General features: G+C 38.8%; 9 protein-coding genes. 1 reads left to right on the top strand and 8 read right to left on the bottom strand.

The window, feature by feature from the left end:
- Positions 1 to 112: 112 nt before the first annotated feature.
- The 6 genes from IGK91_RS02645 to IGK91_RS02620 all read right to left on the bottom strand — a co-directional run bounded on the left by IGK91_RS02645 (position 113) and on the right by IGK91_RS02620 (position 7,134).
- Entirely contained in the window at positions 113 to 1,555 is a 1,443-nt protein-coding gene (locus IGK91_RS02645; RefSeq protein ID WP_181934188.1) for a glycoside hydrolase family 1 protein, read from the bottom strand.
- Between the two features lie 14 nt (positions 1,556 to 1,569).
- Positions 1,570 to 3,438, bottom strand: coding sequence for a beta-glucoside-specific PTS transporter subunit IIABC (locus IGK91_RS02640; protein ID WP_081122990.1), 1,869 nt, complete (start codon positions 3,436 to 3,438; stop codon positions 1,570 to 1,572).
- A 120-nt stretch (positions 3,439 to 3,558) separates the two neighbouring features.
- Positions 3,559 to 4,410 (bottom strand): BglG family transcription antiterminator LicT, encoded by an 852-nt coding sequence (gene licT, locus IGK91_RS02635; protein WP_010738350.1) that lies wholly within the window; start codon positions 4,408 to 4,410, stop codon positions 3,559 to 3,561.
- A 257-nt stretch (positions 4,411 to 4,667) separates the two neighbouring features.
- Complete coding sequence (locus tag IGK91_RS02630) at positions 4,668 to 5,390, bottom strand: class A sortase (protein ID WP_010738352.1); 723 nt, start codon at positions 5,388 to 5,390, stop codon at positions 4,668 to 4,670.
- A gap of 51 nt (positions 5,391 to 5,441) precedes the next feature.
- Positions 5,442 to 5,768 (bottom strand): nucleotide pyrophosphohydrolase, encoded by a 327-nt coding sequence (locus tag IGK91_RS02625; protein WP_010719940.1) that lies wholly within the window; start codon positions 5,766 to 5,768, stop codon positions 5,442 to 5,444.
- A gap of 172 nt (positions 5,769 to 5,940) precedes the next feature.
- Entirely contained in the window at positions 5,941 to 7,134 is a 1,194-nt protein-coding gene (locus IGK91_RS02620; RefSeq protein WP_010738353.1) for an MFS transporter, read from the bottom strand.
- A 343-nt stretch (positions 7,135 to 7,477) separates the two neighbouring features.
- Between IGK91_RS02620 and IGK91_RS02615 the strand changes: the two genes are divergently transcribed.
- Positions 7,478 to 8,167: an N-acetylmannosamine-6-phosphate 2-epimerase gene (locus IGK91_RS02615; protein WP_010738354.1), complete on the top strand. Its 690-nt coding sequence runs from the start codon at positions 7,478 to 7,480 to the stop codon at positions 8,165 to 8,167.
- Positions 8,168 to 8,450: 283 nt separating this feature from the next.
- Here IGK91_RS02615 and IGK91_RS02610 read toward each other — a convergent pair whose 3' ends face one another.
- Both IGK91_RS02610 and IGK91_RS02605 read right to left on the bottom strand, forming a co-directional pair.
- A complete protein-coding gene (locus tag IGK91_RS02610) occupies positions 8,451 to 9,335 on the bottom strand; it encodes a diacylglycerol/lipid kinase family protein (RefSeq protein ID WP_010738355.1) in 885 nt (294 codons plus the stop codon).
- A 103-nt stretch (positions 9,336 to 9,438) separates the two neighbouring features.
- A complete protein-coding gene (locus tag IGK91_RS02605) occupies positions 9,439 to 11,460 on the bottom strand; it encodes a VWA domain-containing protein (RefSeq protein WP_181934187.1) in 2,022 nt (673 codons plus the stop codon).
- Positions 11,461 to 11,468: the final 8 nt, after the last annotated feature.

Here is an 11,468-nt window from a genome sequence, read left to right as displayed (position 1 = left end):
GAAAAAAAGATCATTTTCGACAGTGATTTGTCAAAAATGACCTTATTTTCTTTATCAGAAATGAACTATTCTTAATTTCTTAGTAAACAACGGTTCTATCATGAATACAAACTTACAGTTCTTCTCCATTGGTGGCAATGACTTTTTGATACCACTCAAAAGATTTTTTCTTTGAACGATTTTTGGTTCCGTTCCCTTCATCATCCAAATCAACATAGATAAATCCATAACGTTTACTCATTTCACCAGTCGAAGCACTTACCAGATCAATACATCCCCATGGCGTATATCCCATGAGTTCTACTCCATCAGCCACAGCTTCTCCCATTGCTTCGATATGCCGACGTAAGTAATCAATACGGTAATCGTCATTGATGCGCCCGTCTTCTTCTACCTTATCAATTGCGCCTAACCCATTTTCAACAATAAACAATGGTTTTTCGTAACGGTTGTACAACTCGTTTAATGCAATCCGTAAACCTTCTGGATCAATCTGCCATCCCCATTCACTGGCTTCTAAGAACGGATTTTTAACTCCACCTAAAAGATTACCGGCTGAGGCCGCTGCATCTGGGTCCGTTTTGTTGACTGCAGTAGACATATAATAGCTGAAACCGATATAGTCGACTGGATATGCTTGCAACAACTCAAAATCTTCAGTCGTTTGTTCTAATTTGGCACTATCTACGCCATATTTTTCATACGTGCGGTTTGTGTATGCCGGGTATTTGCCCCGTACTTGAACATCCGCACAGAAGAAATTAAATTCTTGGTTCTGGATCAATGTAGCTACTTGATTGATTGGATTAGCATCTATGCTATACGTCGTTGCATAGATAATCATACAACCCACTTGGCTATCCTCCCGTAATTCATGAGCGATTTTTACTGCTTTACTACTTGCTACAAATTGGTTATGCCATGCTTGGAAGATATTTTGATAATCAGCTGCACCATTACTTTTTACTAATCCTTGACTCAAAGCTGGAAAATGAAAAGCTGAATTGATCTCATTGAACGTCATCCAATATTTGACTTTATCGCTGAATCGTTCAAGCACCACTTTAGCAAAGCGTTCGTAAAATTCAATCAGTTCTCGGTTTTTCCATCCGCCATATTTTTTTGCTAGATTTAATGGCATCTCGTAATGGGAAATCGTGATCACAGGTTCAATCCCATATTTCAAACATTCATCAATCACTTCTTCATAAAACGTTAAGCCTTTCTCATTCGGTGTTACTTCGTCTCCTTGAGGGAAAATCCGAGTCCAAGCAATGGAGAAACGATAACATTTAAAGCCCATTTCAGCAAAAAGCGCAATGTCTTCTTTAAACCGATAATAATGATCGATCCCTTGATGGTTAGGATAGGTATATTTATCTGGTTGGATCGTCCAATCAAAGTCTTCACTGCCAATAACTGCAAATCGTTGTTTCCCCCCAGGCATCGCATCAGCAACTGAGAGCCCTTTCCCATCTTGATCGTAAGCACCTTCTAATTGATTGGCAGCTGTAGCGCCACCCCATAAAAAATCTTTTGAAAACTTTGTAGTCATCTGCTATTTCCTCCTTATTTGACAATTGCTAGAAAATCTTCACTAGCAATCAGTTCTTCTTGATTTAATTCCAACACATCAGCAAAATGTTCCGTATTTGTAATAACGATTGGCGTGATCACACTGTATCCAGCGGCTTTAATCGCTTCAATATCAAATCGAACCAATAAATCACCAGCTTTTACTTGATCCCCTTGTTTTACAAAAGTCTCAAACCCTTGTCCTTCAAGCTCAACGGTATCCATACCGATATGCATCAAGATTTCAATCCCATCTTTCGTTGTTAAACCAACCGCATGACCTGTTGGGAAAATGGTCGTGATCTCCCCATCTGCTGGCGCAATCAATTCACCTTTTTCCGGATCAATCGCAAGCCCTTTTCCCATCGCTCCAGAAGAGAAAACTTTATCCGGAACATCAGATAATGGCAGGACTTTCCCGCTTAAAGGACTTTTTAGATTATGTCGAGCAGAACTAATCGTGTCACCTGCTGTTGTTTGTTGATTTGTTTCTAGTTTTTCATCTTGGACGGTTTCATCAAATCCAACGATCATCGTACCTACGAATGCTAAGACAAATGAAAGAGCTGTCGCAAGGATTGCCATGGTCACATTGGATTCAACTGCTTGGTTCGTACTAATAAACGTTGGGATCGTTAACAAGCTTACTAACCCGCTAGAGAAAGCTTTCACACCAGCAAAACCAATCATTGCGCCTCCGATACCGGCTGACAGACAAGCAACGACAAACGGTTTCTTTAACGGTAAAGTTACCCCATAAACAGTTGGTTCCGTAATGCCAAAAAGTGAGGTAATTGTAGATGAAATACCTAATGAACGAAGCTTAGTATCTTTGGTCCGAATCGCCACTGCTAAGGCTGCACCACCTTGAGCTAAAACGGCTGGTAAAAGCATTGGAACCATGACGTCAAACCCATATTGTTCAATATTCAAGAACATGATCGGTACAAAGCCCCAGTGCATCCCAAACATTACGAACACTTGCCATAAACTTCCCATAATCAAGCCCGCAACTAATGGACTAAAGCTGTAAATCGAATTAAATAGACTACCTAACCCATTACCGATAACTGTCCCGATTGGACCTAACAGTAAGAAAGTTAATGGCACCATCACCAATAAAACGATCATTGGTACAAAAATCATTTGTAAAAATTGTGGAATCACTTTTTTCACCAGCGGTTCAAATTTGCTTTGGACCCAAACAGCCAAAATGATCGGAATCACTGAAGATGTGTAACCTGATTGAGCTAACACGATTGGTAATCCAAAGAAATCCACTGCCCCTCCAGCTCCAGCTAGTTGCGTGATTGCTGGATAAACTAACGCCATAGCAATTGCCACAGATAAAAATTGGTTCGTTTTGAATTTTTTGGCTGCAGTAAAAGCTAACATCACTGGTAAAAAGGTAAAGACACCATCTGCGGCTGCAAATAGAATTTGGTAAGCCCCAGTATCCGCTGAAAGCCACCCTAACACCGTTGCCAAAGATAAAAATCCTTTTAAGATCCCTGCAGCTGCCATTGCGCCTAAAAATGGCGTGAAAATACTAGAAATAATATCAATCAAGCGATTCAAAGGATTTTTTGACTGATCCTCTGTTCCCGATTGATCTGTCAGACCTTGCTCATCAACGATTGCTTGGTAAACGTCAGCCACATTACTACCGATAACTACTTGGTACTGACCACCACTTTGTACTACTTGAATCACATCTGGATCCTGTTTTAACTTTTGTGTATCTGCGACCGATTCATCTTTTAATTTGAAACGTAAACGTGTCGCACAATGTACTAAACTATTAACGTTCTTTTCGCCTCCGACTGCCTCCCATACTCTTTTACCAACTGCTTGATTATCCATCTTCTTTTCCTTCTTTCTAGTTGATTTAATCAAATAAAAAACCTAGATTGAAAAAACGGTCACGAAAATTCGTGCCCTATTTTTCAATCTAGGTTTTGCCTGCTTTACCAGTAACAATCCTTAAGATTGGGTACTTTGTTTTTCACTCACTACACGTTGGATGTGAATCGTTAAATAGATTTGTTCTGCGACTCCCATTGGTTCCTGTTGTGTTTTTAAGAGATAGTCATTGATCCGTTCCGAACAGCGAAAGGCTTTTGGATATTTCCCTTGAACAAGCGCATAGAGAAATTCATCCTGCTCATCCGAACTTTCGCCCTTTAAATAGCGTTGTGTAAAAAATTGTAAATGGGTAATGATTCGTTGGTAATTCAACGATTCCTCGTCAAATGTCACACCAAAGAACTTACTAATAATGCTGAGAATATCTCTAACGATCGTCGTTGCAGTCATCGTGACTTGCATATCCCCATTTCCTTGTTGGCTATTCACTAAATGAAAAGCGATAAATCCTGCTTCGTCAATCGGCAGACTGACTCCAACTTTTCTCTGGATCAATTGCAATACTTCTTTGGCCACCAAGTATTCTTTCGGATAAAATTTCTTTGTTTCAAAAAGAAGCGGATTTGGTAACTGGATATTTTCGTTCGCTCGACAAATCGCATAATGAATATGATCGGTCAATGTCAAATAAATATTTGACGACAACGAAACGCCTAATCGTTCTTCCGCCACATCAACGATCTGTTTGACTAATTCTACTTCTTCTAATGGGACATCCGCCATCAGCTGTTGAAATTGATTGGTTGCTAAGGAATCTTTTAAAACAAATTCTTTTTGAACTGCTGTTTTATCAATCCTATCACCAGGTCTTTTTTGAAACGCGAGGCCTTTGCCCATACAGATAATCTCTTCACCTCGTTCGTTTTTTGAAATGACGACGTTATTATTTAAGACTTTTTCAATAACCATTTTCCCTCGCCCTCTCATAAAAAAATAAAAAAACCTAGAATCCCCCTGTACTTTAGGTTGAATTCTGGTTTTGCCTGCCGAGCAGTAACAATCCATCGATTATCTGAACCAAGCATAGCACCCTTCTTTTATTTTTTGCAAGCCTTTTCAACTTTTTTTTTTTAGTAATTGTAAAAATGAGAAATTAAAAAACCGACGAAAACTATTAGCTATTCGAGCGAACTAGCAATCGTCGGTTTTTCATTAACTATTTTCGTCTAAAATGTTCGTGTTTCCATATTGAATGCTGCCTTCATTTCTTTCGTCGCTTTTTTCATTGGTGTAACCTTCTCTAATTCTCCTTGAACGACTAATCGAGTCACCGCATTCATATCTCCGCACGTAATCAACGTAACGAGCGATTTTCCTTCTTGGATATTTAACAGCTGGGTCTCCGTCGGTGCCACTTTTTCTTTAAAGGTTGCTTTATACGTATAGACATTTTCCAAATCTACCAAATAGATTTTATCTCCTAATGATAAATTTTCTAGTGGCGTAAATAATAGTTGTGGATTGCTCGAACGATGACTCGCTAAAGCATAATTTCCTTTTCCCATTTGCTGATTAGGATCTAATGTCCCCGCACCATAAAGCAAGTTCGCATTATCTAAACCTCTAAAAATCGGGATATTGATTGCCACAGAAGGAACAGCAATACTACCAATAACTGGTAAGTCTGTTCGATTCAGTTGGGCACGCAACACACTTTCCGTACTCATTGACTCCACTGCATCAAAATCAAAACTTGCCTCTTTTTCGTTGTTTTTCTTAATTTCATCTTTTGTCACATTGGCAATTGCGTATTTATCTCCGGTATTTTTAACAAAATAATCTTTGATCTGTTCATTAAAAATTAACGCTAAGCCAACCAATAATAGTAAAAATAAGAAAAAATTGGCGATCCATCTTTTTACTCGACCTTTGCTTGGTTTTTCCTTCATTCACTTGCCTCCCTTATTTAGCTAAAATAAACGCAACCTGTAGTTTCACACTTAAAGTTCTGTATATTTCTTTCGTTGTCCTCGACTTGCTTCTACTGGATATTTCAATTTATTTTTTGCTAATTTTTCTTCAATAATTTCATCAAGATCCAACTGTAAATTGTCAGCCATCATGTAAGAATAGATCAAGACATCTGCCAGTTCTTCTTTGATCCGCTCTAATGATGTTTCCTTCACTTCTTCTGGTTGCTTCCATTGAAAAAGCTCCAGTAATTCAGAAGCTTCTAAGGAAATAGAAATTGCAAGATCTTTTTCGTTATGAAATTGTCGCCAATTTCTTTCGTCTCTAAATTGATTGACTTTCGCCATACTATCCATGAACATTCACCTATTTCTTTATTCGATTACTAATAATCATACCATGTTTTTAATAGAAAATAAGTATATTTACCTAGATAAAATAAAATATACGTATTTATTTAACGATCTTTTTATAAAGCAAAATGATAACGAATGTTACTTATCCACTGATAACTTACACCAATGGATGTTATTCTTGTAAGCTGAATTTTAATTCTTTTACACCAGTAAGTGTCCACAAGACCACTAGACTGACAAGATAAATACTACTTAGAAAAATAATCACAGCAGATAATTGATAATGATCCATCAAAAAGCCAATAATGATCGAAGAAAATCCACCTACAGCTCTACCTAAATTCATAATAAAGTTATTGGCTGTTGCACGGATCTCAGTAGGATACAGGCTACTAATGATTGCACCATAGCCGCCATACATGCCATTGATAAAGTAACCAACAACCACCGCTGCTGCTACTAAACTCCATTGACTACGAGCTAAAACGAGTAAGAAGACCGAGAGCGCTGAACAAATCAAGAATAAAGTAAAGGCTGTTCTGGGACCTAATTTATCCATGATGATCCCAAAAGTCAACATACCTAATGACATCCCCACAATCGTACTCACCATCCATAAAGACGAACCTGAAACGGATAATCCTAGTTGTGCTTGCATGATCGAAGGTAACCAATTCATCAAACCAAAATAACCAGCAATTTGGACAGTCACCATGGTACTCAAGCCAATCGTCTGCCAAGTAAGTTGTTTTGTTTCAAATAGATTACGTAACTTTGTCGCCTTTTTAGTTGCTTTCGCAGCTTGAAATGCCTCCGGTTCTTTTAAACCATGTCGGATGACTAAAACTAATAATACGGGTAATACACCAATCACATATAGCATGCGCCACCCGAGCCATGGAATGACGATTGCCGCCAAAATAGCAGCGAGAGCCGCGCCTACTTGGGCTCCAATACCAGCAATGGACGAAGCTCGTCCAATTTGTTTTTTTGAAAAAGTTTCAGAGATCAAAGACATACAAGCGCCATACTCGCCCCCAGCCCCGATTCCGGCAATAAACCGAAACAAGTAGACTAAATAAATCGTTGAAGAAAAATACATCAATAATGAAGCAATTGAAAATAAGATAACCGTTTGAGAGAACACCTTTACTCGACCATATTTATCCGCCATCAGACCAAAAAAAATACCTCCAACGAGCATCCCCAGATTAGTGATCGTCGCAATCATTCCCGCTTGTGTTCCACTAATATGAAAAGTTGCAATCATTGAAGATAAAGAAAAAGCTAGGAACATGATATCCATATTCTCTAATGCAATCCCTGATGATGTTGCTAATAAAACCTTCCGTTGATACTTCGTCATTTTTGTTACCCCTTTTCTTTCATTTTTACCCTAAATTGTTAAAATCATATATAAAAATCAAGAAAAAAGCAAGAACTTTTGTTTTTTTATGTCAATTCATTCACTCAACTGATCTACGCTGTTTTTGAGAACTATCACTTGCTCAATAATTACGAAATCGCTACACTTATTTTGTAGTCAAAAAATAAAGCGTTTTTCTAAACCGCTTATTTGTTTGAGCAAGCAATTTATCTTAGATGACCGTTATCTAAGTAATCACTTTTTTGCTACCATTCGCATAGCCTTAGCTCTTTGCGAAACGTTTTTGTGAAACTGAGAAAAAACTATAAAGGAGAAAAACAGAATGGACAAACAATTATTCTTAGAAAAAATTGCTGGTGGGCTGATCGTTTCCTGCCAAGCCTTACCTGGAGAACCTTTTTATACAGAAGAAGGTAGTTTGATGCCTTATTTTGCTTTAGCTGCTGAAAAAGCAGGAGCTGTTGGTATCCGTGCGAACTCAGTACGAGATATTATGGCAATCAAAGAAAAAGTTTCCTTGCCGATCATTGGTATCATTAAACGTGATTATCCCCCTGAAGCACCATTTATTACAGCAACCATGCGGGAAGTTGATGAACTAGTAGCCACAGGGGTTGAAGTTATCGCTTTGGATTGTACTTTACGCAAACGCCACGATGGTCTGAACATCAATGAATTCATTGCTAAAGTCAAAGAAAAATATCCACAGCAATTATTGATGGCTGATATCGCCACTTTTGAAGAAGGAAAGAATGCTTACGAAGCAGGAGTTGATTTTGTGGGGACAACTTTAAGCGGCTATACAGAAGAAAGTGTGAAACAAGCTGGTCCTGATCTCCCACTCATCCAAGAACTGATCCAAGCTGATATATGCGTTATTGCAGAAGGTCGGATCCACACGCCACAACAAGCCAAACAAGTCAAAGATTTAGGCGTAGCTGGCATCGTTGTAGGTGGCGCGATCACACGCCCTCAAGAAATTACTCAACGCTTTATCGAAGCATTAGATTAAGAGACTCCTTCATTTTTTCAGGAGAAATGCTTTTTCGTCCTTCTAACTAAATCAGCTAAATAGAACTAACCAAAAACAGCCAGAACGAGACTGAGCCAAACCTTGCCTCAACCTCATCCTGGCTGTTTTTCAGTTTATTATTCCAACTTTATTCACAGCCTCTGTCTCACCAGATTCTCAGATCCGCTTAAAATCGACATCAGATGACAGGGGGACCTACTGTTCAAAACAAAGACTATGACTCAGATCAACAGCTTAGAAAGATGATCCTCCCCCTCGTTTCTCAACAATAAATCATCAGATGTGAAGGAAGAACTTTTAGTGTGACAGGCAGCTTGACACCTTCATCACCATCCACATTTGTTGCCAATTCTTGGTCTTCATTCAAAGCAATCTGGATCGTTTCACAGGTTTGATAAGCCAGATGATCGGTAGAAGAATCAACACCTTTTAACAAATCAGGCAATGTTTTTAACGTATCTAACAATGAAGTGTCTTTTAAATAAACCAAGTGCAATTTGCCATCATTTACTTTAGCATTAGGTATCAACGTTTCAAAACCACCAATTGAATTAGTTAATCCTACCAGCAATGTACTACTTTCAATTTGTTTTTCCTGCCCATCAATGACTAACTGGAATTTATAAGATTGGGTTCCAGCCAATTGCTTGATTCCTGAGATAAAGTAAGCAAACTTACCATATTTTGTTTTCTTTTCTGGATCTACATCATTGATTGACTCAGGAATGGTTCCAATCGCCACGACATTCATAAAATATTGGTCATTGATTTTCCCAATATCTAATGGTTGCAACGCATCCATTGAAAGATGAGCGATAGCTTCTTCGGGTTCTAACGGTATGCCTAAAGCACGGGCTAAGTCGTTGACTGTCCCTAACGGAATAAAACCAAAATTTGGACGATGTGCTTGTTCAGCGATCCCATTGATTCCTTCATTAACAGTACCATCTCCACCCATAACAAACACGCTGTGGTATCTATCCACTGCTGCTTCTCGAGTAAAATTCTTGGCATCTCCAGCTTTTTTCGTATGAAGAACAACGACTTCATCAAACATCGTGGTTAACTTTTGATGGGCCAGTTTTTCATATTCTTGTGCTTGTTCTCCTCCAGAACTTGGATTAACGACCAACAACGCTTTTTTCATCCTGTTTCCCCCTTCGTTTCACAACATGACTTTGACTAAACTATAGCACAAAAAAACTCAGAACATCTAGTTTCAGACATTCTGAGCTACACCAGCTGATTGGCTATCTTATTTTACGAATCAAATAATAACCCACCGATCCGACGATCATCGTTCCCAGAAAGACCAGAATGGATGAGGAATGTTCATTTGTTTTTGGTAACTGTTCCGCTTCAGAATCAGTCGAAGATTCAGAAGCAATCTGGAGCATCGCCTCTTTTTTAGTTGTACTTGGTCCAGAGTTTCTTAAGTCGATGGCGCTTGATTCGGTCATACTTGATTCTGTGGTGCTTGGTTCCGTTGTGCTTGGTTCCGTTGTGCTTGGTTCCGTTGTGCTTGGTTCGGTCGTTTTTTTCGTATTCGTGATCACAAAAGAATTGCCATTATTGGTTACGGTACTCTCAAACTCATCAGGTACATTCACTTCCGCTACTTGATAAGTAAAGTCTTCTCCTTGATTATTGTATTTTGGTAAGACCGCTTTTTCGTTGCCCACTGGCAGTTCCTTGATCGTCGCTTGATAATTATCTTGTTTTCTTAAAGAAAGCACCGCTGAACTTTGCCAACTCGTAGGATCAACGACCGAACTCCTGCTAATCACATAGTCAATAGTCTCTGGGATCTCGGATGCCGCTACATTTTTCCATTTTTTTGCTACTTGGATTGTGGTTGTCGGTGCCTTGATTGAAGGGATTGGAAAATCAAGTAATTCACTTTCATTTGTTGGTGCTAACGTTGTCCGTCCATTACACAAATACCAAGTTTCGCCTTTAAAATGAGTATTTTCAGTGTTTAAACGGACTTGATAGGTACACGTAAGCCGTTCATTTTCCCCTAATGCAATATTTGCAATCGTAATCGTTTGGTTCGCTTCCGATACAACTACATCAGCCACTACATCATTGGCTTGTTCCCAATTTCCTTGTTCATTTTTTCGCCAACCGACTAATTGATAGGAGCGTTCATTAAACTCACCCGCTCCTTGGAGTAAAATGTCTTGCCCCATAGGATCAGTGATCGTACCATTAGGAATCGTTTTATCAATTTGGTTGGCGATCTCTGTTAAGGCAGAACCCAAACCGCTTAGATTTTCATCGGTTGTAAGGTATTGTTGCGGTTTAGAAGCTAAGTTTCGCCCAATATATTCCCCTCGAGCAGAAGGTGCTGTCGCTATCGAATAACAGGTAAAACCCGAATGCTTGAGAGAAACAATCGTTCCTAAGGTCGCATCTGTCACAATTGAACTACTAACAGAAATTGCATTGGGATCAGAAGGGTTACTGTTCGTCGTATAGTATTTGTCAGAATCAGTTTGAAAATCTTGAATATAACGATCGGTATGGTAGCCATTATAATCAATGATCTCTCCCTCATTTGGATACTCTTTCGCTCCTTGTACTGGAAGATAACTACGATTGGCACTGTCATCACCAATATGAATAAATAGTTTTTCCGCTTCTGGCCGACTTTTCTCCAATAATAACCGTTGCCCTGCTAATAATCCTTTTTGCATAAATGTTCCCGAATGTGACTCAGCGGTATATTTCAAGAAGTTCTCTAAGTCATTCATATTACTTGAAAAACCATTTGTTGAATAAACCTCTCGATTGTATGCTACAATCCCCACGCGGATATTCCCATTAGCTAACGAATCCGCTAATTCATTGCCAAATTGTTGTAATCCGATTAAAGCATTGGTTAATTTTTCGCCAGTCATGGAGGAAGAATAATCGATCACCAAAACTAAATCAATCGGTGTTCCGATCTGGTTGCCTTTCACATCTAACGTGACATCAAATAAACCTTGTGTCTCGCTATCTTCTTTGACACTCTTTTTTAAATATGCACGGTCGGCGTAATTAACATAATTTTCTTCGTCAAATACGGCTTCTGGTGCATGGCCATAATCATAATTATAGGTATTCCCTACTGCTGTTCCATTTGTTAAACGTTGTCCCGTAGAATCGGTATAAGCAAAATCAACCGTCTCCGCAAATGATTTTTGCATCCCTATTCCCAGTAAAATACTCATTAATCCTACGAATAAAATCACTATCTTGAAATAGCTGTCTTTTCTCGTTCTCATCATTTCTC

It is taken from the genome of Enterococcus sp. DIV1208 (genome assembly GCF_050530455.1).
In the GTDB taxonomy this organism is placed as follows: domain Bacteria; phylum Bacillota; class Bacilli; order Lactobacillales; family Enterococcaceae; genus Enterococcus_B; species Enterococcus_B hirae.
This window is presented reverse-complemented; position numbering and strand designations above follow the sequence as displayed.

Bases quoted from the DNA above. Each gene is read 5' to 3' on its own strand.
- IGK91_RS02630 (WP_010738352.1), bottom strand. From the start codon at position 5,390: ATGAAGGAAAAACCAAGCAAAGGTCGAGTAAAAAGATGGATCGCCAAT.
- IGK91_RS02615 (WP_010738354.1), top strand. From the start codon at position 7,478: ATGGACAAACAATTATTCTTAGAAAAAATTGCTGGTGGGCTGATCGTT.
- IGK91_RS02605 (WP_181934187.1), bottom strand. From the start codon at position 11,460: ATGAGAACGAGAAAAGACAGCTATTTCAAGATAGTGATTTTATTCGTA.
- IGK91_RS02620 (WP_010738353.1), bottom strand. From the start codon at position 7,134: ATGACGAAGTATCAACGGAAGGTTTTATTAGCAACATCATCAGGGATT.
- licT (WP_010738350.1), bottom strand. From the start codon at position 4,410: ATGGTTATTGAAAAAGTCTTAAATAATAACGTCGTCATTTCAAAAAAC.
- IGK91_RS02645 (WP_181934188.1), bottom strand. From the start codon at position 1,555: ATGACTACAAAGTTTTCAAAAGATTTTTTATGGGGTGGCGCTACAGCT.
- IGK91_RS02610 (WP_010738355.1), bottom strand. From the start codon at position 9,335: ATGAAAAAAGCGTTGTTGGTCGTTAATCCAAGTTCTGGAGGAGAACAA.
- IGK91_RS02640 (WP_081122990.1), bottom strand. From the start codon at position 3,438: ATGGATAATCAAGCAGTTGGTAAAAGAGTATGGGAGGCAGTCGGAGGC.
- IGK91_RS02625 (WP_010719940.1), bottom strand. From the start codon at position 5,768: ATGGATAGTATGGCGAAAGTCAATCAATTTAGAGACGAAAGAAATTGG.